The organism is Marinobacterium marinum (assembly GCF_013868415.1).
Lineage (GTDB): Bacteria > Pseudomonadota > Gammaproteobacteria > Pseudomonadales > Balneatricaceae > Marinobacterium > Marinobacterium marinum.
Genome location: NZ_JACEMT010000049.1, coordinates 111,874 through 137,632, shown reverse-complemented (window position 1 = coordinate 137,632; position 25,759 = coordinate 111,874). Strand labels below are relative to the sequence as shown.

At 56.7% G+C, this 25,759-nt stretch carries 25 protein-coding genes; 8 read left to right on the top strand and 17 right to left on the bottom strand.

The annotated features are described in order from the left end of the window. Positions 1 to 144: 144 nt before the first annotated feature. Entirely contained in the window at positions 145 to 567 is a 423-nt protein-coding gene (locus H1S06_RS09785) for a hypothetical protein (protein WP_181739655.1), read from the bottom strand. A gap of 85 nt (positions 568 to 652) precedes the next feature. After that, positions 653 to 1,210, bottom strand: a complete 558-nt coding sequence (locus tag H1S06_RS09780) for a TMEM165/GDT1 family protein (protein ID WP_181739653.1) — start codon at positions 1,208 to 1,210, stop codon at positions 653 to 655. A 302-nt stretch (positions 1,211 to 1,512) separates the two neighbouring features. Here H1S06_RS09780 and H1S06_RS09775 point away from each other — a divergent pair, with 302 nt between their 5' ends. Continuing rightward, on the top strand, positions 1,513 to 2,058 hold the full coding sequence (locus H1S06_RS09775; protein WP_181739651.1) for a hypothetical protein: 546 nt from the start codon (positions 1,513 to 1,515) through the stop codon (positions 2,056 to 2,058). Between the two features lie 111 nt (positions 2,059 to 2,169). On the opposite strand, the gene H1S06_RS09770 is transcribed toward H1S06_RS09775, so the two are convergent. Next, a complete protein-coding gene (locus tag H1S06_RS09770; protein WP_181739649.1) occupies positions 2,170 to 3,474 on the bottom strand; it encodes a DUF2252 domain-containing protein in 1,305 nt (434 codons plus the stop codon). A gap of 154 nt (positions 3,475 to 3,628) precedes the next feature. Here H1S06_RS09770 and H1S06_RS09765 point away from each other — a divergent pair, with 154 nt between their 5' ends. Continuing rightward, positions 3,629 to 4,768, top strand: coding sequence for a cytochrome-c peroxidase (locus tag H1S06_RS09765; RefSeq protein WP_181739647.1), 1,140 nt, complete (start codon positions 3,629 to 3,631; stop codon positions 4,766 to 4,768). A 111-nt stretch (positions 4,769 to 4,879) separates the two neighbouring features. Then, entirely contained in the window at positions 4,880 to 5,983 is a 1,104-nt protein-coding gene (locus tag H1S06_RS09760) for a phosphoribosylaminoimidazolesuccinocarboxamide synthase (RefSeq protein ID WP_181739645.1), read from the top strand. A gap of 60 nt (positions 5,984 to 6,043) precedes the next feature. Here H1S06_RS09760 and H1S06_RS09755 read toward each other — a convergent pair whose 3' ends face one another. Then, positions 6,044 to 6,865: a M48 family metallopeptidase gene (locus H1S06_RS09755; protein WP_181739643.1), complete on the bottom strand. Its 822-nt coding sequence runs from the start codon at positions 6,863 to 6,865 to the stop codon at positions 6,044 to 6,046. A gap of 107 nt (positions 6,866 to 6,972) precedes the next feature. Between H1S06_RS09755 and H1S06_RS09750 the strand changes: the two genes are divergently transcribed. Further along, positions 6,973 to 7,284, top strand: a complete 312-nt coding sequence (locus tag H1S06_RS09750) for a monooxygenase (protein ID WP_181739641.1) — start codon at positions 6,973 to 6,975, stop codon at positions 7,282 to 7,284. A gap of 96 nt (positions 7,285 to 7,380) precedes the next feature. On the opposite strand, the gene H1S06_RS09745 is transcribed toward H1S06_RS09750, so the two are convergent. The 3 genes from H1S06_RS09745 to H1S06_RS09735 all read right to left on the bottom strand — a co-directional run bounded on the left by H1S06_RS09745 (position 7,381) and on the right by H1S06_RS09735 (position 10,802). After that, positions 7,381 to 8,310 carry an electron transfer flavoprotein subunit alpha/FixB family protein gene (locus H1S06_RS09745; RefSeq protein ID WP_181739639.1) on the bottom strand — a complete coding sequence of 310 codons (930 nt, stop codon included), beginning with the start codon at positions 8,308 to 8,310 and terminating at the stop codon, positions 7,381 to 7,383. Further along, positions 8,307 to 9,059: an electron transfer flavoprotein subunit beta/FixA family protein gene (locus H1S06_RS09740; protein ID WP_181739637.1), complete on the bottom strand. Its 753-nt coding sequence runs from the start codon at positions 9,057 to 9,059 to the stop codon at positions 8,307 to 8,309. The genes H1S06_RS09745 and H1S06_RS09740 overlap by 4 nt, the downstream gene beginning before the upstream one ends. A 90-nt stretch (positions 9,060 to 9,149) precedes the next feature. Continuing rightward, a complete protein-coding gene (locus H1S06_RS09735) occupies positions 9,150 to 10,802 on the bottom strand; it encodes an AMP-binding protein (protein ID WP_181739635.1) in 1,653 nt (550 codons plus the stop codon). A gap of 241 nt (positions 10,803 to 11,043) precedes the next feature. Here H1S06_RS09735 and H1S06_RS09730 point away from each other — a divergent pair, with 241 nt between their 5' ends. Next, the gene (locus H1S06_RS09730; RefSeq protein WP_181739633.1) at positions 11,044 to 12,048 is read left to right on the top strand and encodes an AraC family transcriptional regulator; all 1,005 of its coding nucleotides are present in this window, start codon (positions 11,044 to 11,046) and stop codon (positions 12,046 to 12,048) included. A 6-nt stretch (positions 12,049 to 12,054) separates the two neighbouring features. On the opposite strand, the gene H1S06_RS09725 is transcribed toward H1S06_RS09730, so the two are convergent. Further along, positions 12,055 to 12,819 carry a nucleotidyltransferase domain-containing protein gene (locus H1S06_RS09725; protein WP_181739631.1) on the bottom strand — a complete coding sequence of 255 codons (765 nt, stop codon included), beginning with the start codon at positions 12,817 to 12,819 and terminating at the stop codon, positions 12,055 to 12,057. A 161-nt stretch (positions 12,820 to 12,980) separates the two neighbouring features. Here H1S06_RS09725 and H1S06_RS09720 point away from each other — a divergent pair, with 161 nt between their 5' ends. Beyond that, positions 12,981 to 15,269, top strand: coding sequence for an EAL domain-containing protein (locus H1S06_RS09720; protein WP_181739630.1), 2,289 nt, complete (start codon positions 12,981 to 12,983; stop codon positions 15,267 to 15,269). Positions 15,270 to 15,278: 9 nt separating this feature from the next. Here the strand turns inward: H1S06_RS09720 and H1S06_RS09715 are convergent, their stop codons facing one another. From H1S06_RS09715 to H1S06_RS09690, 6 genes are read right to left on the bottom strand one after another with little or no spacing between them, the layout of a single operon-like run. Continuing rightward, complete coding sequence (locus H1S06_RS09715; protein WP_181739628.1) at positions 15,279 to 15,734, bottom strand: phosphatase domain-containing protein; 456 nt, start codon at positions 15,732 to 15,734, stop codon at positions 15,279 to 15,281. Next, on the bottom strand, positions 15,721 to 16,290 hold the full coding sequence (locus tag H1S06_RS09710; protein WP_181739626.1) for a histidine phosphatase family protein: 570 nt from the start codon (positions 16,288 to 16,290) through the stop codon (positions 15,721 to 15,723). The genes H1S06_RS09715 and H1S06_RS09710 overlap by 14 nt, the downstream gene beginning before the upstream one ends. A 7-nt stretch (positions 16,291 to 16,297) precedes the next feature. Then, complete coding sequence (locus H1S06_RS09705; protein WP_181739624.1) at positions 16,298 to 17,353, bottom strand: MBL fold metallo-hydrolase; 1,056 nt, start codon at positions 17,351 to 17,353, stop codon at positions 16,298 to 16,300. Further along, positions 17,350 to 18,378 (bottom strand): ABC transporter ATP-binding protein, encoded by a 1,029-nt coding sequence (locus tag H1S06_RS09700; RefSeq protein ID WP_181739622.1) that lies wholly within the window; start codon positions 18,376 to 18,378, stop codon positions 17,350 to 17,352. Before H1S06_RS09700 ends, H1S06_RS09705 begins: the two co-directional genes overlap by 4 nt. Next, the gene (locus H1S06_RS09695; RefSeq protein WP_181739621.1) at positions 18,366 to 20,069 is read right to left on the bottom strand and encodes an ABC transporter permease; all 1,704 of its coding nucleotides are present in this window, start codon (positions 20,067 to 20,069) and stop codon (positions 18,366 to 18,368) included. Before H1S06_RS09695 ends, H1S06_RS09700 begins: the two co-directional genes overlap by 13 nt. Positions 20,070 to 20,071: 2 nt before the next feature. Beyond that, entirely contained in the window at positions 20,072 to 21,052 is a 981-nt protein-coding gene (locus H1S06_RS09690; RefSeq protein ID WP_181739619.1) for an ABC transporter substrate-binding protein, read from the bottom strand. A 144-nt stretch (positions 21,053 to 21,196) separates the two neighbouring features. On the opposite strand from H1S06_RS09690, the gene H1S06_RS09685 reads away from it, so the two are divergent. Beyond that, the gene (locus H1S06_RS09685) at positions 21,197 to 21,946 is read left to right on the top strand and encodes a DeoR/GlpR family DNA-binding transcription regulator (RefSeq protein ID WP_181739617.1); all 750 of its coding nucleotides are present in this window, start codon (positions 21,197 to 21,199) and stop codon (positions 21,944 to 21,946) included. 46 nt (positions 21,947 to 21,992) lie between these two features. Here H1S06_RS09685 and H1S06_RS09680 read toward each other — a convergent pair whose 3' ends face one another. Together H1S06_RS09680 and H1S06_RS09675 are read right to left on the bottom strand one after the other, a co-directional pair. Next, complete coding sequence (locus H1S06_RS09680) at positions 21,993 to 22,343, bottom strand: cupin domain-containing protein (RefSeq protein ID WP_181739615.1); 351 nt, start codon at positions 22,341 to 22,343, stop codon at positions 21,993 to 21,995. Between the two features lie 32 nt (positions 22,344 to 22,375). Continuing rightward, positions 22,376 to 23,683: an NAD(P)/FAD-dependent oxidoreductase gene (locus H1S06_RS09675; RefSeq protein ID WP_181739613.1), complete on the bottom strand. Its 1,308-nt coding sequence runs from the start codon at positions 23,681 to 23,683 to the stop codon at positions 22,376 to 22,378. A gap of 143 nt (positions 23,684 to 23,826) precedes the next feature. On the opposite strand from H1S06_RS09675, the gene H1S06_RS09670 reads away from it, so the two are divergent. Continuing rightward, the gene (locus H1S06_RS09670; RefSeq protein ID WP_181739611.1) at positions 23,827 to 24,804 is read left to right on the top strand and encodes a LysR family transcriptional regulator; all 978 of its coding nucleotides are present in this window, start codon (positions 23,827 to 23,829) and stop codon (positions 24,802 to 24,804) included. A 1-nt stretch (position 24,805) separates the two neighbouring features. Here the strand turns inward: H1S06_RS09670 and gcvA are convergent, their stop codons facing one another. Further along, positions 24,806 to 25,729, bottom strand: a complete 924-nt coding sequence (gcvA, locus tag H1S06_RS09665) for a transcriptional regulator GcvA (RefSeq protein ID WP_181739609.1) — start codon at positions 25,727 to 25,729, stop codon at positions 24,806 to 24,808. Positions 25,730 to 25,759 lie beyond the last annotated feature (30 nt).

The following is a 25,759-nucleotide window of genomic DNA, read 5'->3' as shown; positions in this document are numbered from 1 at the left end:
ACATCCTGTTCACCTCTGGTCAAAAAAATCACTTTGTATTAATAAAGCGACACCGAGGCGAAAACTAGCACATAAAGGTGAAGGACTGATGACAAAAAACGCGACCCGAAGGCCGCGTTACAGAGACTATCCGGAGAAGGGAAATTACAGTGTGTTTTCCGCTTCGTCATCCTTCTGCATGGAATCGATTTTTTCGCGTGCCTGCTGCTCCAGGTCAGCCGCCTTATCCGCTGCCTTTTCACCCAGATCACGTACATCCTGCTCAGCCTGGTCATAAGCCTGTGCGGCATCTTCCTTGAGTTTTTCACCCATCTCAGAAGCCTTTTCGCTCATTTCACCCGCCATTTCACGTGCGTCTGCGTCCGCTTCCTTAACGACTTCACCTGCAGCATCCAGGGTTTCACCCGCTTCTTTTTTCAACGTATCCATGGCAGATGGCGCAACCGCCTCCTGCTCGACGACGGGAGCTTCCGGCTGTTTCTCGGCCGCTTTCTGCTCATCGCCACATCCAACCAACAACACTGAAGATGCCAGCACAGCTGATCCCAATACTGTAAACATTTTCATTTTATATACTCCTATATCAGGCACTCAGTTGATGATCAGCAGTATAAACGTCATAACTGAGCGTTGTATGAATGGATGCACACCATCAAATCGCAACAATGGACAGTACACCCAGGCCGACAAACAGAATGCAAGCCGACCACCGAGCCAAATCCAGCGGAATCTTCTGCATCAACCAATTACCGGCATAGGCAACCGGCACATTGGCCAGCATCATCCCGACCGTTGTACCCATGATAACCCAGAACAGGTTGTCATAACGGGCCGCAAGAATCACGGTTGCAACCTGAGTTTTGTCTCCCATCTCGGCAATAAAAAACAGAATGCAGGTCGCGATGAAAGCACCGTATTGCAAAACACCGGTTTCATCATCATCGTCCTTATCCGGAATCAATACCCACAAGCCAACGGCAATAAAGCTGAGTCCGATAATCCAGGGCGCCCAGTTTTCCGGTATCCACTGCACCAGCCAGGCTCCAAACCAGGCCGACAAGGCATGATTCAGCAACGTGGCAACCAGGATACCCAGAATGATGGCATTGCGCTGAGTAAAACGAGCAGCCAGAAACAGCGTCAGAAGTTGAGTTTTATCGCCAATCTCGGCGATGGCAACCGCAAGGGTTGAAGACAGGAATGCGTCCATTGAAACAGATCCGGGTGGGCTTATTGATTCCATAAGACATAACACACCGGCCCACCAGGTCAGCGCGTCATGTCTCAGGTCTCATCAATCCCGGTAGCAGGACGTGACTGCCATGAGCATGAGGCTCAATTATGTTGACAGACACTCCGCCGACTGATCGTCGGACAGAAGATTACTCCCCCAAGAGCAGGCGCGATACTAGCAGCTCAAAATCCTGCTGGCAAATAGCCCTAAGCGCTGGCCTGCAGCTCTGGCTCGGGTAAAATGGCAGGCCAGCCACTTTCTCGATTTAAGGATTACCAATGACTGTACGACAGGGATCAGCTGCTGCCTGCCTCATGTTCAGCCTCACTCTGGCCGGGTGCCAAACACTGTCGCTGCCTTTTGGCGACTCCGCTCCCAAGGCCGAGCCCGAGGTTGCCGTTTCGGCAGCTCCCGAAAGCCGACCCCAGGCACGCCTGACCAAGGCTACCCTGCCGGCCAGTGCCGACCTGAACTGGGAACCCAAACTGGACCAGCCAATCGCCCAACTGGAAGCACAAATGGCGCTGGAAGAAACCCAGAAAGCCAAGAACCATACCCTGTCCAGTATTGCCTACCTGTGGGATACACAACTGTATCTGCTGTTTAAGGATACGCTGGACTACCTGCCGGAAGCAGCCCAGCGTCGCGAGGTAGAAAAGCAGAACCTCTGGCTGGATCAGCGCGCCGAAGCAATGACCCGCGCCTTTCTGAATGACAAGGATGGCGAAGTTGCCCGCTTCGCCGCCGGTCAGGCTTTTATCGATGAAACCCGCAAGCGAATCGAGGAGCTGGAAAAACTGCGCGAACTGGTCGTCATCCAGTAAGGTTGCAGCGCTGCCACCCAGTCAACAGCAGACGTCCGGGAACGGGAGCCAAGAAGCTCCCGCAGCGCGTATCCAGGGCATCCCGGTTGAACAAACACACCAGGCTCTGGATCAGCGCCCCAGATACCGGCAATAGCTTGCGTAGTCGTTTTGCACACAATCGGCATAGGCCTGTGCCATGCTCAGCAACAGCGCGGTAAAGGCCTCACGCCGTGGCAGGCTGAGCTGCAAAACCGCATTCGCAAACACCTCAGCACCTTGTTCACCCAGGGCAGCGGCCCCGCGCAGGTGGGATGCTGCCAGGATGCGCCCCCATATTTCAGCCTGATGGTGCCAGTGCTTGGGCTTATGCAGCTTATCAACGGGGTAGTCCGCCTTGAACGGTGAACGTTCCCGCACCGAAAACACCTGCTCCCCCAGCTGCAACCAGCCTACATAAGGGTCCGGGTGACGCGCCATTGCCTGAAATGCCAGCGCATGACGCTCGCCTTCATGGCAAAACATCTGCTCGTACTCGGCCCGCTCGGTGGCACTCATCACCCGCCAGGCGGCCGGAGGCTGCTGCGCCTTGATGTCAAGGATCACATCATCATGATCGGCTTCCCCCTGCCCTTCCACCAGAGCATAAAACCGATCACTGCCCAGCGACCCAGTCCCTGCGTTCAAGCGCCGCGCCAGATCCTTCACCTTGAAATGCTGATGACTGTGTCCCGGTACCTGATCCCCCAGGGTTGCCTGATACTCGATCAGCGCCTGACTCAGGGCCGTTCTCTCAGACTCCGACAATGGTGCCAGCTTGGGATGGTCGGTAATAAAACGGCGCGGCTCACCTGCGTCAAGGCAAGTCCACTTCTGCAGCATGCGCTTGCGCCCTTTCTTTTCCGCGACCCGAATCAAGAATGCCTGCAGCCGCCCATCCGTCGTTTGCGCAGTGGCGACCCAGTCTGAGGCCTCTGCCACATCCTGCTGCAACGTCTGTAAATAACTGTCGATCAGCGTTTTCAAAACTTCAGGTTGCACCGCCGGCTTGAACGCACCGTTTTCTCGCAGAGCTAGCACCAGACTGACCAGCAAACGCCAGAGGTCATATTGATAATCCCCTACAATGCCGTCATCAAAATCATCCAGCCCAAAGCGCACACAATCATCGTGACTGCCATACGCGCCAAAGTTGTGCAGATGGGCGTCTCCCTGCAGCCAGGTCTGCGTTTCGGTCGTACCGCCGAACAAAGAGAAATGCCAATCCCGGTACAGGTCCTGCCAATAAAGATGATTGCTGCCACGGAAAAAACTGAACGCCGACTCTGCCATGCGCTCGTACTTCTGGCGCTTATCGACTTCATTCAGGCCAGCATTGAATCCTTCCAACGCCTCAATCACTTGCTGTTCACGGTTGTGTGCGGTTGCAGCACGCATTAACGGTCTCCGGCTGTACTTATGAAAAGGCCACACCTTAACGCAGCCGTGTGACGGATCAAACCGCCAACATCTTATCAATGCGTATCGATAGCCAGCATGGTACCATTAGCATCACTAATGAGAATGATTTTGATAATCAGGTTTTATCATCATGAAGGCAAAACACCTGCCATTACTGCTCGCCCTGGGCCTGACAGCCCTCACCGCTCATGCGAAGGATCCAGCGTTTGAAGAACGCCAGGCTCAACTGGGACAGCAACTGTTCTTCGACGTCAGCCTGTCCCAAAATCGCAGTCAATCCTGCGCCAGCTGCCATTCACCGGCCCAGGGGTTCAGTGACAATCGACCCGGTACCGAGCTGGGTGCCTCGCTTGGCGATGACGGACATTCACTGGGCGACCGCAATGCCCCCACCGCCAGTTATGCCGGTTTCAGCCCGACCTTCCACCGCAAGGCCAATGGCGAATGGGTGGGAGGGCAATTCTGGGATGGTCGTGCCGCGACCCTGTCCGAGCAGGCCGGGGGGCCGCCTTTGAACCCGATCGAGATGGGCATGCCCGACAAGGCCAGCGTCATCGCCCGACTGAAGGAAAACCCCGAGTATGTTCGCCAGTTCAACGCGCTGTTCGGTGCCGGCATTCTGGACCGGACCGAACAGGCCTACACGGCCATGAGCGACAGCCTGGAGGCGTTCGAAAAGACCGCCCTGTTCGCGCCCTTCGATTCCAAATATGACCGTTTTCTGCGTGGCGAGGCCAAGCTCAGCGACCAGGAAGAGCTGGGACGCCTGCTGTTCTTCTCGCAGCAGTTCACCAACTGCAACCAATGCCACCAGCTTCGCACCAGCGCCCGCTCCCGTACCGAAACCTTCACCAATTACCAGTATCGCAACATCGGCACGCCCGCCAACAGGGCTCTGCGGACGGCCAATGGCACGGATACGGCACATGTCGATCGCGGGTTGCTGGACAACCCGGCCATTAACGACCCGGCCCAGGCCGGAAAATTCAAGACTCCAACCCTGCGCAATGTCGCTGTCACAGGGCCATACATGCACAATGGCGTGTTCAAGGATCTGCGCACAGTGGTACTGTTCTACGACAAGTACAACAATCCGACCCGCCGCCACAACCCGGAAACCGGCCGCGTCTGGCAAGCACCGGAAGTTGCCGACAATCTGGCGCTCACTGAGCTTGAGCAGGGTCCCGCCCTGACAGATGAACGCGTGGACGCCCTGGTCGCGTTTTTGAAAACGTTAACCGATCAGCGCTATGAGCACCTGCTGGAATAGTCTGTTTTGTGGCAGACGACAGGCGCGAATACAGCTGAGCTTGTGCTAGAATCGCGCCATTCATGTCTGCCTTGATGGCTGATCAAACCAAGCAACAGGACCTGTGACACCATGAGCCTTGCGCAATCCGTTCTGGCCGTGAACAACGACCTGCCGATCCGTACCGACCGCCCTGTCCACAGCGGCAAGGTACGCTCCGTCTACTGGCTGACCGAAGCGGACAGCCGCCGTCTGATCGAAGAAAAAGGCTACGATGTAGCTCCCGATGCACCACTGGCGATCATGGTCATCAGTGACCGCATTTCCGCCTTCGACTGTATCTGGCACGGCGAAGACGGGCTGAATGGCGTCCCCGGCAAAGGCGCGGCTCTGAACGCGATTTCCAATCACTGGTTCGGTCTGTTTCGAGAAAAGGGTCTGGCCGACAGCCATATCGTCGACATCCCGCACCCGTTCGTATGGATCGTGCAGAAAGCACGTCCGGTGATGATCGAAGCAATCTGCCGTCAGTACATCACCGGCTCCATGTGGCGTGCCTACAGCAAGGGCGAACGCGAGTTCTGTGGCATTACGCTGCCGGAAGGCCTGCAAAAGGACCAGAAGCTGGCCGAACTGCTGATGACACCGTCCACCAAGGGTATTTTGCGTGGCATCCCTGGTGTGCCGGAAGCGGATGACGTCAACATCACCCGTGACAACATCGTCGATAACTTCGCAGCCTTCGGTTTCCGTTCCGCCGATGACATTGCCCAGTACGAGAAACTCCTGAAGGAGGGTTTCAGTGTAATCAGCAATGCCCTGGCCGATCTGGATCAAGTGTTCGTCGACACCAAGTTCGAGTTCGGCTATGTCACCGATGCTTCCGGCAACGAAAAACTGATCTACATGGATGAAGTCGGTACACCGGACTCATCCCGCATCTGGGATGGCCCCGCCTACCGTGACGGTCAGGTTATCGAGCAATCGAAGGAAGGCTTCCGTCAGCTGTTGCTGAGCCACTTCCCTGATCCGGACATCCTGCTCAACAAGGAGCGCATGCCGGAACGCGAAGCTCTGGCCCGCGATAACGTTCTGCCGACTGAGGTACTGATGAACGTGTCACGTACCTATCTGGATATCGCCGCAAAGGTTGTCGGCCACAAGATCGAGCTGTCGGAGAATCCGAAAGCGGAGATTATCGACATCCTGCGCGAGCAGTACGGCCTGATCGACTGAGCCATCTCCGTGTTGAAAAAACCTCCCTGCCACCGCAGCGGAGGTTTTTTCATATCGGGTTCACTGCGGCTTCAAGCGATCACACTCCGGTCGGCGTCCCGCCTTACGCGCCTCCTCATACAACGGCATATAATAGTGCACCTGATCATCCAGTTGGCGAATACGGGTGCTGGGGGCCGGATGTGTTGATAACAGTTCAGGAGGCGTTTTTCCACCCTGCTCCGCCATGCTTTCCCACAAGCTGACCGCTTCACGGGGATCAAACCCAGCTTCCGCCATCAACTCCTGTCCCAACACATCAGCCTCGGACTCATGCTTGCGACTGTACGGCAACAGAATACCGTACTGCACCCCCAGTCCAAGCGCCATGACAGCTGCCTGCTGCTTGTTGGAATCAACCTTCTCAGCCAATGCCATACTGGTCACGGCCAGGCCCAGCTGCGTCACCTGCTGTTGGCTCATGCGGGCGTTGCTATGCTGGGCCAGTACATGCGCGACTTCATGGCCGATCACGGATGCCAGCTGATCCTGATTTTCGGTAACCTTCAGCAGGCCGGTATGTACTCCCACCTTGCCTCCGGGCAACGCGAACGCATTAACCGAGTCATCCTTGAATACTACCAGTTCCCAGTCCTGAGGCGCATATCCATACTCAACAGGTACCTGCATGACGATGGCATCCGCTACACATTGTACATACCGGTTGATGCGCGCATCCTGCTCGATGACCTGCTTTTTCTTAAGCTGTTCAAACGACTGGCTGCCCAGTGCATTCATCTGTGCCGGAGAGTTGAGCAGCAACGTTCTCTCACCGGTGGGGGATACGGCACAGCCAGCGGCCGCCAGTGACAGCAGGATCACCAGACCCACGCGCTTCAACATACCTCGCTCCTCTTTTTCTCCGACCCTGGCCGGAAATATTTCCCGTTCTTGTCGTAACAGCCGATGCACACTAAGCTGTGCGAAACCCTTATTTAGCAGGTACTGATATGGCTGTTATTGTGCAAATCGATTTTACCATGCCCGCCGAGATGCTGGGCGATAACCTGACTCAGGCTGCCGGAGAGCTGGCGGCATCCATCAATCAGGAACCAGGGTTCATATCCAAGATATGGACTGAAAATGCCGAAACCGGCGCAGCAGGCGGGATTTATCACTTTACCGATCGAACATCGGCACAGGCGTATCTGGAGATGCACTCAAAGCGGGTGGAGGCGATGGGCGCCGATAATATTCGTAGCCGTATTTTCGATATCAACGAGGCACTGACCGCAATCAACCATGGTCAGACCGGACACTAAAGCCCGGCCAAACCATGCAGCTGGTCCCCTACCCCTGGCGAGCGCTGCAAAGGCAAGACGCACCACCGGGCGCAGCCTCTGCAGCCCACATCAGGTTCAGAGACGGCCTTCCAGCTCGGGTACAGCCTCAAACAGATCGCCCACCAGGCCATAGTCGGCCACCTGGAAGATCGGCGCTTCCTCATCCTTGTTGATCGCGACAATCACTTTGGAATCTTTCATGCCGGCCAGGTGCTGGATGGCGCCCGAAATACCGACCGCGATATACAGCTCAGGCGCAACCATCTTGCCGGTCTGCCCCACCTGCATGTCGTTGGGGACAAAACCGGCATCCACGGCTGCACGCGAGGCACCAACAGCCGCACCCAACTTGTCGGCCACTTTGTTCAACAACTCGAAGTTGTCACCATTCCCCATGCCACGACCACCGGATATCACCACGGACGCAGCTGTCAGCTCAGGACGATCGGACTTGGCCAGCTCTTCACCCACAAAGCTGACATCGGCATGCTGATGTACGGCATCACAGCTTTCGACTGAGGCACTGCCGCCGGATGCTGCAGCCGCATCAAAAGCGGTACCGCGCACGGTCATCACTTTGACCGCATCGGTCGATTTTACGGTCGCAATGGCATTACCGGCGTAGATCGGGCGTTTAAAGGTATCCGCCGCTTCCACCGCAATGATATCGGACAACTGATTGACACCCAGCAGGGCCGCTACTCTCGGCGCAACGTTTTTGCCCGTCGTCGTACCCGGCGCCATAATATGACTGTAGCCATCAGCCAGCTCGACCATCAGCTTGCTGATATTCTCGGCCAACTGATGAGCATAGGCGGCGTTATCGGCCACAATGACCTTGCGCACTCCGGCAATAGCGGCTGCAGCTTCCGCTGCGCCCTGACAGTTTTCACCTGCAACCAGCAGATCAATCTCTCCGCCAATCTGCTGTGCGGCCGTTACCAGATTCAAGGTAACCGGCTTTACGGACTGGTTGTCATGTTCGGTAATGATCAAAATGCTCATGCGATCACCTTTGCTTCATTGCGCAGTTTTTCCACCAGCTCTTCAACCGAGCCAACCTTGATACCAGCCTGACGTTCGGCCGGCGGTTCAACACTGATCAGCTCAGCACCCGATGCCAGCTGTACACCCAGCTCATCGGGCGTTTTCACGTCCAGCGGTTTTTTCTTTGCTTTCATGATGTTGGGCAAGGACGCATAGCGCGGCTCATTCAAGCGCAGGTCGGTAGTCACCACCGCCGGCAGCTTCAGACTCAGAGTCTGCAAACCACCATCCACCTCACGGGTCACCTTCAGGCTGTCGCCCTCTACCACTACTTCTGAAGCAAAAGTCGCCTGCGGGCGATCCATCAATGCCGCCAACATCTGACCGGTCTGGTTATTGTCGGAATCGATAGCCTGTTTGCCCAGCAGAACCAGATCAGCCGACTCTTCCTCAGCCACTTTTTGCAGAATACGGGCAACAGACAAGGCATCAGGCTGATCCGCCGCTTCTACCTGAATCGCGCGATCCGCGCCCAGCGCCAGCGCCGTGCGCAACTGCTCCTGGCAGGCCTTGCTGCCGATCGACACCACCACCACTTCAGAAGCGGTGCCCGCTTCTTTCAAGCGTACCGCTTCTTCCACGGCAATTTCACAAAAGGGATTCAGGGCCATTTTGACATTGGCCAGATCGACATCGGAACGGTCGGACTTGACGCGAACCTTGACGTTGTAGTCGATCACTCGCTTAACAGCTACCAGTACTTTCATTCTTGTTACCTTTTCTTATTTGTACAGCTGCAAAAAGGAGGCCCTTGCAGGCCTCAAAGCTCACTCAGAGTGCGGATACTCCCCAACCAATCAGTTCGGGGTTGCTTCTTCAGCCGCCTGCTTACGCAGAAGGAAACGCTGAATCTTGCCACTCGAGGTTTTGGGCAGATCCGTTACAAATTCGATCTCTCGCGGGAATGCATGGGTCGACAGGCGCTGGCGCACATGCTGCTGCAGTGCCTCGGCCAGCTTTTCGTCGGCATCAAACTGAGGATGCGTTACCACATAAGCCTTGACGATGGCTCCACGCTTGTCATCCGGCTTCCCGACAACGGCACTTTCAACCACCGCCTCATGTTCCAGCAGAGTGCTTTCCACATCGGCGGGACCTATGCGATACCCGGCTGAGGCTATAATGTCGTCGTCACGCCCGGTATAGGAGTGAGACCCGTCACCATTGCTGATCACAACATCACCGGTGAGGTAGTACTTGCCATGATAGGGGCTCTTCTCGCCCCAGGTGTACCCCTGGAAGAAGTACAGCGGCGAGTTCTCCATATCGATAGCCAGCTCACCGCTTTCACCCGGCGCCACTTCGTTGAAGTCGGCATCCAGCGCCACCAGACGATAGCCCGGCAGCTGATACCCCATGCTGGCTTCACGGAACTGATGCTCCAGTTCATGAAAATTGGCCGACGTCATACCGGTCTCGGTCTGGCCATACTGGTCACACACCAGACAATCAAAGGCACGCTGCACCCAGGAAACGATCTCGGGGTTGAGCGGTTCACCGGCACTGTTCGCCACCCGCAGATCAATCTCCGGGTACTCTTTCAACAGCGCATCATGGGCTTTAAGCATGCGGTAGGCGGTCGGCGCAGCAGCCAGGTTGGTAATTCTGTACTTGCGCAGGAACTCGAAGGTGTTCTCGGCCGTAAAACCGGCTTCGTTAAAGTGCGTCGTACAACCCAGCAACAACGGACCGGTTACCGCGTAATACAGGCCATAGGCCCAGCCCGGATCGGCCACGTTCCAGAAGTTGTCCGTTTCGCGCAGGCCAATCGCATAGCGCATGTAAACATAAAAGGCTGCCAGCGCCTTGGCCGGCACGGCTACACCCTTGGATTTGCCGGTAGTGCCCGATGTGAACATCTGCAGGAAGGGATCTGCGCCGGTAATCTTCACCGGCTCGAACTGATCAGACTGCTGATCCAGTGTTGCATGGTACAGGAAGTCAGCTTCATCAGCCTGAGGAGCACTGGCGTCAGCCACCAGCATAGTGGCAGGCAAGGCCTTGATTTCTTTCAGTTTGGACCACTGATCCGTATTGGTGATGATCAGTTTGGTTTCAGCCTTTTCCAGTCGATATTCAATCGCGCCTGAGCCGAACGCCGTGAACAATGGCTGATATACGGCTCCGGCACGCATGGCACCCAGAACGGTGATCAGCAGTTCGGGGGTACGTGTCAGCAGGGCCGCTATACGATCGCCCTTGCCGATACCACGGGACTTGAGAAAGTTGGCGAACTGCGCGGAACGCTGCATCAGTTCTCTGAATGTCATTTCCCCGCCCGTACCGTCCGCCAGTTCATAGCGCAACGCTACCCTGGTCGGGTCATCCGCCCAGCGGTCGCAAATCTCTTCGCAGACATTAATGCCTTCGTTAAAATCACCCACGAAGTTCTGTATGATGGACTCCGGCGTGAAGTCCTGAATGAAGTCGTTGTAGCTGATTTTGTCCATACTGAAACCCGTTTATTGTTCTAATGGCGCTCGCCACCATCCAGATCTGTGGCATGCATTACAGCTGGTCAAGAAACAAGGGTAATCCCTTATTCATCGTGCATGGGTTCAGGTTAATGCAACTATCAGTAACAACAGAATGACAACTTCCAACAGATAAATTGACATTTTTTGCAACGCTGAATTGTCGACAAACTGGCGGACGGCTCACCACAATATTCCCGGCTCGGCAGTCAACATCATGAAAAACCTGACGTTTTCATCGCATTATGCCCGCGCAGTTCTATATGGCCCCATGGCTCAGGGCCTGGATATCCACGCCTTGCTGGCGGCCTGTCAGATCGACTCCGACCTGATCCAGCAGCCCAAGGCCCGTATTCGAACGGGTCAGTTCATCCGTCTGTTTCGCCTGGTCTGGCGTGAGCTGAATGACGAATTCATGGGGCGCACTTCTGCCCCCTGCCGCATCGGCCATTTTCACTTGATGGGTTCGTTGGTTGTCCATTGCGCCAACCTTGAAGAGGTGATTCAACAAAGTATCCGCTGCTACCAGCTGTTTTCAGACGATATCGAGATCAGCGTGAACAGGGAGGGCGATGAAGTCGAATTGAGCTTGATCCACCATCGCCCCGAACTGGACCCGGACAACTTTATGGCCGAATGGCTACTGATGGTCTGGCACCGACTGCTTGGCTGGCTCATCGGACGCAAGATCGTGCTGAGCCGGGCACATTTCAGTCACGCCCTGCCCGCTCACTTTGACGAATACCGCTTCATATACCCCTGTAAATGCCACTTTGAACAGCCGCGCAACAGCATTTTCTTCAGTCAGAACTATCTCAGCATGCCCGTTACCCGGACCTCAGACGAAGTCGATGAATTCATTCTCAGTTCGCCGCGTGATCTGCTGATCTGGACAGATGACGATAACAGTCAAACCACTCAAGTACGCGCGCTGCTGGAGAGCTTTGATGAGGGCGGATTACCCAACCTGGATTGGGTCTCCGAACAACTGCACACAACATCCTATACCCTGTCACGCAAGCTGAAAGCCGAGGGAACCTCCTACCAGGCCATCAAGGACAATCTGCGTCGAGACCAAGCCATAATCATGCTGACACGCCAAAACCTGAGCATCAGCGAAATCTCGAGCCAACTGGGCTTTGCAGAACCCGGCGCCTTCTCTCGTGCTTTCAAGCACTGGACCGGCGTCAGCCCGCTGGCATACCGCAAACAGGAAGGATAAGCACGCTCACGGCTTTTCTTCCAGCAGCGTTCGTTGCAGCAAGACATCAAAAGGCGCGATGCCCGGCTTTTCGATGGCGGCGGGAGCCGCGTGCTTCAGATCAATCAGAAGGCACGCAATGAATTCGTCCAGCACGGTCAGGCGTCCCACTGATTGGGCTGTTCCACCTGCCGACTTGCGCATCAACAATTCGCGAATCGCCGCGTTCACACGTTCACACTCAACCAGTGTTTTCACCAGTGTCGTGAACAGCGCCGGAGGGGGTGTCTTGTATCGGCTGACCCACAGTGCACACAGCAAGGGTCGCACAACATGCAGGTAGCGCTTCGCCGTCACCGTATCCGACTGGAGATGGCGCGCCGCTTGCCCAGCGGCCATAGACAGATAATGATGAAACAATGCCCCGGGCTGCAGTGCACGCTCAGCCAAATTGCGCAGTTCAGCCACAAAATTCACATCTGCGCGATAGACTCGAGAGGAATTCAGCCATTCATACAGCGTCGGATTGCTGTTTCTCAGCAAACCCAACGCCTTGGCCAGATCCCAGCCATGAAGGTCCAGATCCTGGACTATCAGCGGCCCAATCACATCACGCCGCTTCCCGATCGTCAGATAGTCTTCCATACGCCCGATATAAATGAAACGCACATCATAATCACTGCCTGGCGACGCCATCCCCCAAGCACGGCTACCGGCTTCGCAGGCGTAGAGAATCCTGACACCCTGTTCCTGCTCTACCCGATCCAAGGTAGCCTCTATTCTAGTTTCCATGTGCATCCCGCCATATTCCACCTTCCCTTTTACGACACGACATTCGACTGACCAAAATCATATTTCGGCAATAGTATTCTGTTACTTCTCAGGCATAATGAAACAATTCAATGGGATACTGTAGCTAAATTGATGCAGTCTGATGCAGGAGGCAGGTCGGCTTGACCCCAATTCGTAACACCCTGAATTCAAAACACCTTGTGCTGGTCAGCGCCATCCTGCTGGCAGTGTTCGCTTGGACTGTTTTATGGATTTACACCCGCGTTACCCTGGACACAACGGAGCAGGCCTTGGCCGGCCAGCTCCAGCAGCAAACACGTAATCATTTCAATATTGCGCTGCAAAACCTGAATGACCGCGCCCATGAAATCGAGTCTCTGGCCCACCTGATCAGTACCACGCCCAATACCGAGTCTCAACAGCGCAAACTGACGTTGGCACTGAACTGGACGCCGGGCCTGGCAGGTGCTGCCTTGTACCATAGCTGGCCACCACGACAGGCCGATCTGGTCCTGTATTCACAGAATCACCAGGCGCAAATTGCCACTGCCACTGACACGGCTCTTTCTTTCCCTTGGCAACATCGGCTCCCCCACTCGTGGAATAACCCGAACCAGATCGCTCCCTGGTGGAGCCCTGCATATCGCCACCCGATCAATCGGGAGCGCATTATTACATTGGCCTACCCGCTGACATCCAGTCAGGGGCACCCCATTGGCCTGCTCAGTCTGGACTGGAAAGTAACGGATATTCTGCAGCATATTACTGCTGCAGAAGCCACCCCCGGCACCTTGATCTGGCTTACCGACAGCCGCAATCTGCAGCTGTCGCCCGACTATCAGGATCGCCGTCAATACTACGCTCAATCCTTGATGGAACAAGCGCAGGCGCAAATCCCTCTGAACGCGTTCCTGACGGATGATGAGCACCACTTTCTGGATTACCCGGAGCAGCCAACTGAACTGTATTACGCCCCCTCACGAAGCGGCCTGCAACTGGTTGCGGCCTTTCCACGTGCCGAACTGGACACGCCCCTGGCCAACCTGCGCGCCCAAAGCCAGTCATATCTTTACATTCTGGGCAGTGTCATTTTAGGCCTGACGGTGATCGGACTGACCCTCGTAATCCCCATATTTCGCAACCTTCGCCTCTTCGATCAGGATAAGCTGACCGGTCTGCCCAACCGTGTCAGCCTATTACAGGACCTGGATAAAAACAGTTCAGTCAGCCTGATTCTGGTGAACCTGGATCGATTCCGCGAAATCAACAGCCTCTTTGGATATGAGTGTGGTAACCAGGTGCTGAAAGAGGTCGCCTTGCGGCTGGAAACCTTCATGTCCGAACCGGAAAACCGGGGCGGAAAACTCTACCGGGTCAGCGGCGATGAATTCGCTCTGGCACTGTCACGCCGCCGTCCCGAGCAGGTACAGGCCCAGATGGATCAGATTCTGTCTTGTGTCCGTCAGACGCCGGTCTACTGGCACAATCACGAGATCGGCCTGAGCGTCACACTGGGCGCAGCCGTACCCTGGTTTGATGCTCCAAAGGAATACAGCCTCTATATCCATGCCCGTGAAGCCCTGCGCGAAGCCCGCCAGTCTGGCCTCCACTGTCGTGTCTATGATGGCTCCGAAGCTCTGGAACAGGAATTTGAGCATAATCAGAAGTGGGCCGGAAAACTGCGCGACGCTCTGGACGACGAAGGCCTGATAGCCTGGTTTCAGCCCATTCTTAACAACACGACCGGCCATGTCGACAAGTATGAGTGCCTGGTTCGCATGGTGGATCAAAACGGTCAGATTATCAGCCCCGGCAAATTTCTCGATATTGCCGGCAAAATGCGGCTGGAAGGTCATATCACCCGTGTCATGATCGATACCTGTTTCCAACGGTTTGCACATTCGTCGCTGGAGTTTTCCATCAACCTGTCCTACACCGACCTGCAGCAACCCGATTTGACAGCATTTATTCTGCAGCGATTGGATGCCACCGGAGTCGGCCCCCGCGTGATATTTGAGCTGCTGGAATCGGCCAATATCGAAAACTACGAGCAAGTACGCGCTTTTATCGACGACGTAAAGCAGCGTGGCTGCCGCATCGCAATCGATGATTTTGGCACCGGATATTCCAATTTTGAGCACCTGCTGCAGCTGAAGGTCGACTTCATTAAAATCGACGGCAGCCTGATCCGCAATTTGGATACGGACCCCAACTCACGCCGCGTCACACGCGGTATCGTCGGACTGGCCCGCAGCATGAAGATCGAAACGGTCGCCGAGTATGTTCACTCGACCGCCGTCCAGATGGAAGTGCTGCGGCTCGGAATCAGCTTTTCTCAGGGAGAACTGATCGGCATGCCGGCCCCCGAACCTCAGATGCTGGCATCAGAAGAGTTCGCTCGCCTATCCTACTCGGGCCGCAGCAAGGCCAAAAATGTGGCGCCTGTGTAATTCCTGCCGTCAGAAGCCGCCCGGAGCACACTGCAGGCACGTCAGGCCCAACTCACGCCAGCGTGCCACAACGGCATCGCGGTCATCCAGTACCAGCCAAGGGCTGAAACCATCTGCACGAATCTGTTCCAGCAGCTTTTGCTTGACCGCTTCATCGTCTACCTGATCATCGCCGACGGCACGCAGGTATACGCCGTCGTAGGGTATTTCATGACGATCCAGCCATTCCAGCGTATGTCGGCGATGCGAATCCGGGCGCCCGCTGCAGATCACGATCTTCTGCTCTTGCGCCTTGAGCATTTTGACCAGCGAACTGACCGGCTGTATCACAGCCGCATCGCGCATGAATTCAAAAAAGGGATCCCACTGTTTTTCGCTTTTCAGCACCCACTGATTGACCGCTGCCGGGTCAAACTGAGCCAAGGTTCCATCCACGTCCACAATAACGGTATCACCGGTGTTCAAGCCAATTCTCCTCACATAAGGTTAATTCCCAACCCGACCGATGAGGCTTGACCAGTATCGGTTGGGCATTTTCAATACGCGGGCCATGGGGAGTGCCCGTCTGTAATTCACGAATCACGCGATATACCCCTGAATGCGCTACAAACAGAGGCCATTCGTGGCACTCAAGCACAGAGTTCAGTGCCGCCAGAACACGCTGCCTGAAAGCCGCCCAGGATTCCCCTCCCGGCGGCGTTACTTCATAGGGCGTCTGTTCCGCCAACGGTGCCAGTTCAAGCTGTCCCCAGTGACGTTCGTTCAGCCCCGGCAGCGCAATCACGGGATGCCCTCCTACTGCCAGGCGTGCCGTGTGCTGCGCCCGCTGCATGCCACTACTGGCAACACAGGACCAGGGGTAACGTCCCAGCCATGCAGCTCTGCGTGCCTGCTCCTCGCCTTCGGAACTGAGCGGCACATCAGTGGCACCGCATATCAGGCCTCGCGCGTTCATGGGCGTTTCGCCATGGCGCATAAAAACAAACGGACGCCGCAACAGCGCCGATTCAAGATCAATCATGAACGGTTCAACTCAATAGAATACTCGGGGTGTTTGGCATAAACAGACGGTCCCCCAACAGGGCCCGCCAAGGCTCATGCGCTTCCAAAGCTGTAAACAGGGGCACTACCCGCCGGGCTTTCAACTGATCGGCCAGCCGTACCAGATCAGAACAGCGCGGATGTACATTCCAGCGCAGCCAATCGGCATCGCCCCTTTCCACATCACCTCGTGCCTTGGGTGGCAGATAACCGGTATAGATCACCTGATGCTGCCCCTGAGTCATCAGCTCTTCAATCAAGGGGCCGATACCCTCCGGGCTGCCTACCAGGGCCACCTGAGCCTGTTCCAACTCAACCGGTGCCCCCAGACCTGCCAGGCGCCCAGCCACACCCGGTTGAAAGCATGCTTGCGGCAGCGTTTTCAGCCGTTCCAACTGACTACGGCAGGTGGCGTCCATGCTCCAGCGTATACCGGCCTCTTCCAGCCACAACGCCATTTCCAGCGCCCGACCGGATGCCGGAACCGGCAACAGGGTCGGCCTGTTCAGGCGTTCTAACAGCCCTGCTCGACATTGACTCTGCGGCTGGTCATACAGTCCATAGGACGCATCCAACAAGGCCAGCTCGGCAACCGGCGGGGCGTCAAATCGAAACAGGGTTGATTCGAGCGAAAAATCCCCGCTGTAAAACAGCCCGCCCCCGATATCAAAGTGTAGCCATACCCCTCCCAACGAATGCCCCGCCTGCCCCGTGCGAATACGCATCCCGGCCAGCTCGATTTCGCCGTTCAGCGGCAGCTCTCGATATGTGACGCCATCCGGCAAGGCTGCTCCAACGGGTGCCGTGGCATAGACCGGCGTACCGGCCGGTACCAAATCAATGGCACCGATATGATCGACATGGTCATGACTGATCACCACCGCGTCCACCGGACGATCACCGGGCCATAGCCAGCCCCGCTCTAGACCGGCCTCGAGCGGACCACCGACATCCAACAGCACTCGCCCCCGCTCGGTATCGAGCAACAACGCCGCTGGTGCCTTGCCGCCATAACCGCTGAGCATCGAAAGCTGCGCCCTCATGCGTCCGGCTCCAGAGCCCAGCCCCGTTCAATGAGAATATGCGCCCGGTCACCCGGCACCAAAGGCCGATGATGGAACACCATCAGTTCTGCTCCTGCGCTCAACTTCACCTTCAATTCGTAATGCGCCCCTCGATAAATTGAGGACAGCACTTCCACCCCGATACCCTGCTCGGTCATCCGAATATCTTCCGGCCTGACCAGCACGGGAGTCGTTCTGCCAAACGAGGTCTCCATGCCCTTGATCACCGCTTCCGACCCCACTTCCGTCCCCGGCGTGACGCCACCCAATGGCAAAATACCACCCTGGCCGATAAAACGTGCGACCCATTCGGTACGAGGACAGGCATAGAGATCCTGAGGCGTGCCCCATTGTTCCAGGCGCCCGCTGTTCATGACGGCTATTTTGCTGGCCAGCGACATCGCTTCGGACTGATCGTGCGTCACATAAATCATGGTAGCTCCGGTACGACGATGAAAGGCACGAAAGGTCTCTTCCATCGAGGCTCTCAGGTGCCGGTCCAAATTGGCCAGAGGCTCATCCAGCAACACCACATCAGGTTCCGTCACCAGACAGCGCGCCAATGCTACACGCTGACGCTGCCCGCCACTGAGATCCTTGGGCGCACGATCCGCCAGGTGAGTCAACTGCACCGCTTCCAGAGCTTCCCGAATACGTGCCTGCCGTTCGGATTCGGGCATTTTTTTCATCTTCAGCGGATAGCCGACATTCTGCTGCACCGTCATGTGCGGCCAGAGAGCGTAGGACTGAAACACCATGCCCATGCGCCGCTGTTCCGGCGGCAGGTGCACGTCCCGGTCGGCCAGAATGCCTCCCTGCAAACGGATACTGCCCTCCGATACCGACTCGAACCCCGCCAACATTCTCAACAAGGTGGTCTTGCCACAGCCACTGGGACCCAGCAACGCTACAAATTCGCCCTGCTCGATATGCAGGCTAATACGATCAACCGCAGGCTGTCCCGCAAAGGTTTTACTCAAGTTATCCAATATCAGGTTCGCCACGGTATTACTCCTTCCGGCAGCCAACGACCCATCAGGCTCAACAACGACATCAGCCCCACGACCATCACCACGATGACAACGGAAATGGCGGCTGCCAGAACGCTGTCGCCCCCTTCATCCAAGTTAAATACCAACACCCCCAGCGTTTCGTTACCGGCACTCCAAAGCAGTGCGGATACCGTTAGCTCATTGACGGCCGTCAGAAAAACCAACAGCCCACCAGCACACACCGCCGGTGCCACCAACGGCAGGACAATCTGGAGCAAACGCCTGAGCGGACCGGCACCCGCCAGCTGAGCGGCTTCCTCCAGCGAGCCATCAAGCTGACCGGCACTGGCCTGTACGGGTTTCAGTGCAATACTCATGAAGCGCGCCAAATAAGCCACGAACAGAATAGCCAGCGTGCCGTACAAGCTGATATCCAGCAGCGGCAGCGGTTGTACGAACAACAGAATGCAGGCAATCGCGAGCACTACTCCCGGCAAGGCATAGGGAATTTCAATCATGCTGGTGATGGCTGTACGCAGACGCGGATGCATGCGCAACAACAGCCAGGCCAACGGCAGACTCAACAGCATCAAGAACAGCGCACTGCCGCCAGCCAGCACCAGGCTGTTGCTCATGGCCCGTCCCGTCACGCCCTGACGCGTCAGCATTTCGACATAGGCATTCAGTGTGAAAGTATCAGCCGTCAGCCCAACGCCCAGCGCCGGCACCACGGAACTGACCACCAGCGCAACCAGCGGTGCTACCAGAATCAACGCCAGCAGCAGCCACAGAAAGACCTGCAATCCCAACCGATGCGCACGATCCAGCACAAAAGCCTGAGCGCGACCGGAATGACCGACCAACTCATACTGAGCCCGGCGTACAAAACGCTGCTGAATCAGCACACCCGCCAGCGCCAGCGCACCAATCATCATCGACAACACCGCCACTTCACTCAGCACGCCTTGCCCAAAGCCAGCCATGTGCTGATAAATCAGGGTCGGCAACACGTAGTAGGATGCGGGAATCCCCAACATTGCCGGAATACCGAAGTTGCCCAGTGCCGACACGAAGGCGATGGCAGCGGCCGCGACCAACCCGCTGCGACTGAGCGGAAAAATCACGTCCAGCCAGACACGTCCCTGACCCGCACCATTGATACGGGCAGCCTCGATCATTTCGGCCGGAAGATTGATCAGACTGGCACGCAGCGTCAGGAAAACCAGCGGAGCATGCTGTACCCCCATCAACAGGGCGATACCCTCGGCCGAATACAGCGGCTGAGGTGAACCCAACGCCGGAGCCAGCCCCAACGAATTCAGCAACGGACTGCTGGGACCAAAAAGCTGCAACCAGCTCAGTGCCGTAACCTGAGGCGGAATCATCATTGGCAGCATGAAACAGAACACCAGCCACTGCCGCCCGGATACATTGGTCAGTGACAGCGAGCAGGCAAACAGCGCTCCCAGCATCAGTGAAATGATTGTCGCCAGCGTCGAGGTGTACAGACTGTTGGACAGCGCCTGCCAGGTCGCGCCATCACGCAGCACCCGCATCAACGGTGAAGCGCTGCCCTGATCCAGCTGACTGAGCGCTTCCAGCAGCAAACGCAGGCTGGGCGTCAGACTCAGCAGGACAATCAACGCAAGAATAACGGCGACCAACCAGCGCGGCTGGTCGCCCGGAATGGCACGTGCAATCATGTTCAGCCGCCAAAGATCTCGTTAAAACGAGCCTTGTTGGCTTCGGCATCACGCAGTGCAGCGGCCGCATCGAACGGCATCAGACGAATTTCGCTACGATCGGGAAAACCTTCAGGGGAAGCAACCTGACTACTGGCCGGCAGGTAACCCTGTTGTTGCACCAGCTCCTGCCCCTCGCGCGACAACACGAAGTCGACAAACTTCTGCGCAGCAGCTACGTTTTTTGCCTCTTTCATAATGGCAACAGGCTCGGTCACCATACTGCCGCCTTCCTGCGGAAATACGAACTCAATAGGTGACCCCTTACGAGCCTCGCGGATCGCCAAAAAGTCCACAATCACGCCATACGGCTTGTTGCCGGATGCCACCGCCTTGAGTACGCCACCGTTTCCACCCTGTGCCTGGGTACCGTTTTCAGCCAGCCCACGGTAGTACTCCCAGCCCAGATCCGGGCTGGAGGTCAGAGTGGCCAGATGAATCAGCGCCGCGCCGGAGTACAGCGGACTCGGCATGGCCACCTGACCCTTGAAACCGGCGTCTGCCAAGTCCGACCAGCGGGTCGGTGTGGCGGCTGCCTTCACATGGCGCACTATCCCGGTCGTAATCAGCTTGGTGCCGTAATAATAGCCCTTGGGCTCATACAGAGCCGTATCATAATGCTCGCGTTCCGGGCTCAGATAAGGCTGCAGATGCCCCTCCGTCTTCAGGGACTCCATGGTGACACTGTCCGCTATCAGCAGCAGGTCCGCACGCGAAGCACCGCTCTGCAGCTCCGCACGCAAACGGGTCATCAGTTTGGTCGTGCCGTCACGCACCCACTTGACCTCGATATCCGGATGCACCGCAGTGAACGCATCGACGGTCGCCTGGGCATCCGCATTTGGCTGGCTGGTATACAGCACCAGCTCGCTTCCCGCCTGTGCCAGAGTTGATAGAGAACAACCGGCAATCGCGGCCAGTGTGCAGAGTGTTTTTCTAAGCATTTTGCCACCTCCTGAAATGAGTGGCTGCAAAGTTAATGTCACCTCCTTACACCAAAATGACAGATTGCTTTCGTTTAACTAAAAAATGCTTTCGTTTTAACAAGATTCACTAACACACCCGATTTTTCACTGACGAGCCAATACATGCACCGACGCAGACAGCAGATTACCGAGCTGGTGAATACAACCGGACGCACCAGTCTGAACCGCCTGGCCGAGCATTTCGGCGTGTCCGTACAAACCATCCGCAATGACGTGCGTGAACTGGTGCAGCAGGGATTGATATTGCGCAATCACGGTGAAGTCCTGCCCTTTCCGCATCGGGAAAACATCAGCTATGACCAGAGACGCATTCACAATAGCGCCGGCAAGGCGCGCATTGCCGACCTCTGTGCCCAGCAACTGGGCAGTTTCCAGACACTGTTCCTCGGCACGGGCTCCACGGTAGCAGCCTTGGCAGCGCGCCTGTCGCATCTGCAGGGCCTGAAAGTGCTGACCAACAACCTGCACGTGGTTCACCAGCTCGGAGATCATCCCGACTGTCGCCTGGCAATTGCCGGCGGACGCGTACGCCAGCGCGATCAAGATGTGATTGGCGGGGACGCCCTGCGCTTTTTTCAGCGCTACCAGGCCGACACCGCCATTACCTCGGTCGGCGCCATGAATACCAGTGGTCAGCTGTTCGACTATAACGATGATGAGGTGATGGCCCGGGAGGCCATGCTGGAACAGAGCCGTTTCCATGTCCTGTTGTTGGACAGCAGCAAATTCGATGGATACGCCGCCTGCCATGCCGGTCGTATAGAAGACTATGATCTGGTGGTGACCGATACCCCCCTGCCCACTGGCATCCACGCCCGACTGATGGCCAGAGGCAGGGAAGTGTTGAACTGAAAACCCGTGCATGCAGACCCGGCTGGCCTGCACGCCCCCCGACAGATCAAGCCATGCCGTGCAGCTCTTTCCAGTTGCCCGGGTATACCGCGTAGAAAATACGGGCATGGTCGCCTTCGTATTTCAACTCGGTACCTTCGGGTACCCAAATGATGTCACCGGCTTCACCTTCCAGTACCCCTTCGTTGGTGACCAGGCGGAACACCCCTTCAATCACGTAAATCACTTCATCGTACAGGACGGTCCAGCTGATCGAGCAGGCGTCGAAATGCGCCACACCCGCCCCCATGGTCGCACTCAAGTCCGTACTCACGGCACGCGCGACACCCGCGTCTCCCGGGGGACCACCACGGTGCATATAGGTCAGGCTGCTGCCTTTGATCAGTTTTGCAGACATGTTTTTCTCCATTAACAAGGATGAGTTGAACATCAGACTTCAGAACGGCTGGCAAATCGTGCCATTGCCAATCGCATCGGCACCCCGATGCGCAACAGAGGTTTCGGCGGCAGACGCGACGGACAGCCGGAAACATTTTGCATATCACACAACAAATCGCTGCGCCGACCACAGGCCATATCCGCCAGCATCATGCCGGAGATCGTGCCGCGAGCTGCACCCACACTCTGGTCACAGCAGGACGCAAAAATATTGCTTTCAAGTTCACCAAAGTAGGTTTCAAAATTGCCGGACAGCCCGCTGGCCCCGCCCCAGGTGTACTCAAACGCCACATCCGACAGCTGCGGATAGCGCTCATCGAAAGCCTTACGATGGCGAGCGGAGACCTGGGGGATCAATGCCTGCGGGGTGTTATAGTCATGGGCATAACGGTAGGAGTTGCGTACGATCAAGCGCCGATCCTGGGTCATGCGCAACGTGGTGCCCGCATGGTCTGCCGGCGTTATCCCCCAGTCGAGCCGTCCGCCATAACGTCGCAACTGCTCATCGGTCAGCGGAGCCGTCATGCTGGCAAAGGTCATGATCGGCAGAATACGATCCGCCATGTAACCCAGTTCGGCCGTGAAGATGTTGGTTCCGAGAATCAACTGGCGACACCGAATATGCGCCCGTCCGGCCATCAGTTCAAAACCGTCACGCGTACGCTTGATTGAGGTCACCGCCGTGTTCTCGGCGATCTCCACATTGTCCGGCATACTGTCGGCCAAGCCACGCATCAGGGCAGCCGGTTGCATCAACGCACCGCCCGGCGTGTGGATCGCTGCCGAATAGAAATCGGTGCCAAACACCGAGCGCATCTCCTCCCGACTCAGCCGCTGGTAGGCCTCGCCCCCCTGCTGCAGCAGCTGTTCATAATGATCCAGATGCTTGCGCCCGCGCGGCCCGACCGCTGCCTGATACTTACCGGCGTGAGACCATTGGCAGTCAATGCCGAAGTGCTCGATTTGCGTTTCCAGGTACTCCACGGCCACCCGGTTAAGACGCACGATTTTTTGCTTCAGCGCCTCGTTACCGCTTTCCAGATCACGCTTGTGCGGCTGATCGATCACAAAACCCGAGTTGCGCCCCGAAGCCCCCTGCCCAATCTTCAGCGCTTCGAGTAACAGCACCTTCGCATCAGGCCGGTTTTCCGCCATACGCCTCGCGGCGGCACAGCCTACAAAGCCTCCGCCTATCACCACCAGGTCGACCTGCCTGTCACCGTTCAGCGCGGGGAAATCGGATACCTGATCAAGCTGTTCATACCAGCCACAACGGCTGTCATATTGAGGAAGAATCATGATGGTGCCACTCGGCTTAAAGGATTCGATCACGGCGCAATTCGGTACGCCTCACACCATCGATTATTGCAGTCTGCATTAATTTATCTACAATAAATAACAATATCGACAAAATCTAAGATCAATCATTAATTAAACTTATAATGAAAGCCTCACCATTGATCGACACCCATGCCCTTGCCTGCTTTGTCTGTATCGCCGAGTCCGATTCGCTCACCGATGCCGCACAACGGCTGAATGTGACACAGTCCGCCGTCTCGCAAACGCTCAAGCAGCTGGAAACTCAACTCGGGACGGCACTGGTAATCCGACGTACCCGTCCCTTGCGCCTTACCGCAGCCGGCCAGGTATTAAAACAGCAGGCCGACACCCTGCTCGGCGACCTTCGTCGCCTGGCTAATCAGGTCCGCGGCGCGGCACAACAAGGCTTGATTCAGTGCCGCCTGGGGCTGGTAACCTCCTGTTCGGAAGTCTTCGGCAGCCGCCTGATTGCACAAATGGGAGCGCGCATCGAACAACTGACACTGCGCAGCGGGCTGACCCCTTCGCTGACCCAGTCGTTTCTCAATCGGGAAGTGGATATTCTGGTGTCCAATGCCCCCTTGCCTGACATTGACGGGCTGGAACGCCACCTGCTGTTCAGGGACCCTTTACTGCTGGCCATTCCCGAACATATCGACCTGCCGACCACGCCCCTGTCACGAGACACCTTGGCCCACCTGGCCCTGATGCATCCTTTGATCCGCTACGGGCGCAACACCCATATCGGCGCCATAACAGAAGTCGCACTCAGGCGCATGGGATTACTGGCTCAGGTACGTTATGAAACCGATGACACCCATACATTAATGCGGTTTGTGCAGGACGGACACAGTTGGGGCATCATCAGCGCACTCTGCCTGGCACAGGTTGCCCCCCATACCAGGGGGGTTCATTTGCTGCCACTGGATGACAGCCGACATGCACGCCATCTGCATTTGCTGGCCCGCCGAGATGAGCTGGGTGATATTCCGGCGACTATTGCCCGCCATATTCATCAGCAGATGCTGGGACCAGTGCTGGGCGACCTGCAACACCATGCCCCCTGGCTGGAATACCATGCCCTGGAACCGGCCGAATAACTCAGACCGACACACCGGTTGCCATCTGCTCCGCCGTAACCAATTCCAGCAACCATACCCGGAATTCATCCACACCGGGCTTACGGCGGAAGGTCATCTCCGGTTCCAGCATGTAGAAACAGGCTTCGGTGTTGAGTTCGGTCGGCACCGGTCGAACCAGCAGGCCACTGTCCAGGTAATTGCAGATCAGCTGCTCCCAGCCCAGCGCCACCCCCTGCCCGTTCAGGGCGGCCTGAATCAGCATTGGGTAGTTATTGAGGTTGAGTCGCCGTTTGGGCGGTGCCGGCTTGAGATCGACTTGCTGAAACCACTCGGTCCAACCCAGCCAGTCCTTGTCGGAATCCAGCCACAGCAGCGTGGTCGAGAAGATTTCTTCAGGCACATCCAGCTCCTGCCGTTCGAGGAACTGCGGGCTGCACACCGGAAATACCCGCTCCCGAAACAGCGGCGTGGCATCCATATCCGCCGGTGGCTTGCGGTAGTAGAACAACGCTACGTCAAATTCGGACGGCCGCACCCCTTTCAGGGTGTCATTGGCAAAAATGCGCACATCGATATCGGGGTGACGCTCCTGAAAGTCCGCCAGTCGCGGCAACAGCCAAAGCGACGCCATGGCGTTGGAGGTCACGACCGTGATCTGCTTGTTGTCCTGCCACTGCAGCACCTCTCCGGTGGCATTGGCCAGCAGCTGCAGCGATTGCTGCACACTGAAGAAGTAGTCCTCGCCGGTCTGGGTCAGCGACAGGCTGCGCTTGTCGCGGATAAAAAGCGAGCGCCCCAAGTAGTCTTCAAGGTGGCGAATCTGGCGGCTAACGGCCCCCTGAGTCACACTCAACTCAATCGCCGCCTGGGTAAAACTGAGGTGTCGGGCGGCCGCTTCAAAGGCCACCAGACTGTTGAGGGGGGGCAGTGGTTTGATTTTCAACTGCGGTATCTCTGTCAGGTTGGGTCATTA

Excerpts from the sequence above, each read along its gene's own strand:
- H1S06_RS09770 (WP_181739649.1), bottom strand. The coding sequence starts at position 3,474 with ATGCGTGCTGCAACCGCACACAACCGTGAACAGCAAGTGATTGAGGCG.
- H1S06_RS09725 (WP_181739631.1), bottom strand. The coding sequence starts at position 12,819 with ATGGAAACTAGAATAGAGGCTACCTTGGATCGGGTAGAGCAGGAACAG.
- H1S06_RS09780 (WP_181739653.1), bottom strand. The coding sequence starts at position 1,210 with ATGGACGCATTCCTGTCTTCAACCCTTGCGGTTGCCATCGCCGAGATT.
- H1S06_RS09750 (WP_181739641.1), top strand. The coding sequence starts at position 6,973 with ATGGCTGTTATTGTGCAAATCGATTTTACCATGCCCGCCGAGATGCTG.
- H1S06_RS09730 (WP_181739633.1), top strand. The coding sequence starts at position 11,044 with ATGAAAAACCTGACGTTTTCATCGCATTATGCCCGCGCAGTTCTATAT.
- H1S06_RS09735 (WP_181739635.1), bottom strand. The coding sequence starts at position 10,802 with ATGGACAAAATCAGCTACAACGACTTCATTCAGGACTTCACGCCGGAG.
- H1S06_RS09745 (WP_181739639.1), bottom strand. The coding sequence starts at position 8,310 with ATGAGCATTTTGATCATTACCGAACATGACAACCAGTCCGTAAAGCCG.
- H1S06_RS09765 (WP_181739647.1), top strand. The coding sequence starts at position 3,629 with ATGAAGGCAAAACACCTGCCATTACTGCTCGCCCTGGGCCTGACAGCC.
- H1S06_RS09680 (WP_181739615.1), bottom strand. The coding sequence starts at position 22,343 with ATGTCTGCAAAACTGATCAAAGGCAGCAGCCTGACCTATATGCACCGT.
- H1S06_RS09760 (WP_181739645.1), top strand. The coding sequence starts at position 4,880 with ATGAGCCTTGCGCAATCCGTTCTGGCCGTGAACAACGACCTGCCGATC.
- H1S06_RS09695 (WP_181739621.1), bottom strand. The coding sequence starts at position 20,069 with ATGATTGCACGTGCCATTCCGGGCGACCAGCCGCGCTGGTTGGTCGCC.
- H1S06_RS09755 (WP_181739643.1), bottom strand. The coding sequence starts at position 6,865 with ATGTTGAAGCGCGTGGGTCTGGTGATCCTGCTGTCACTGGCGGCCGCT.
- H1S06_RS09670 (WP_181739611.1), top strand. The coding sequence starts at position 23,827 with ATGAAAGCCTCACCATTGATCGACACCCATGCCCTTGCCTGCTTTGTC.
- H1S06_RS09705 (WP_181739624.1), bottom strand. The coding sequence starts at position 17,353 with ATGAGGGCGCAGCTTTCGATGCTCAGCGGTTATGGCGGCAAGGCACCA.
- H1S06_RS09690 (WP_181739619.1), bottom strand. The coding sequence starts at position 21,052 with ATGCTTAGAAAAACACTCTGCACACTGGCCGCGATTGCCGGTTGTTCT.
- H1S06_RS09785 (WP_181739655.1), bottom strand. The coding sequence starts at position 567 with ATGAAAATGTTTACAGTATTGGGATCAGCTGTGCTGGCATCTTCAGTG.
- H1S06_RS09775 (WP_181739651.1), top strand. The coding sequence starts at position 1,513 with ATGACTGTACGACAGGGATCAGCTGCTGCCTGCCTCATGTTCAGCCTC.
- H1S06_RS09740 (WP_181739637.1), bottom strand. The coding sequence starts at position 9,059 with ATGAAAGTACTGGTAGCTGTTAAGCGAGTGATCGACTACAACGTCAAG.
- H1S06_RS09675 (WP_181739613.1), bottom strand. The coding sequence starts at position 23,683 with ATGATTCTTCCTCAATATGACAGCCGTTGTGGCTGGTATGAACAGCTT.
- H1S06_RS09710 (WP_181739626.1), bottom strand. The coding sequence starts at position 16,290 with ATGATTGATCTTGAATCGGCGCTGTTGCGGCGTCCGTTTGTTTTTATG.
- H1S06_RS09685 (WP_181739617.1), top strand. The coding sequence starts at position 21,197 with ATGCACCGACGCAGACAGCAGATTACCGAGCTGGTGAATACAACCGGA.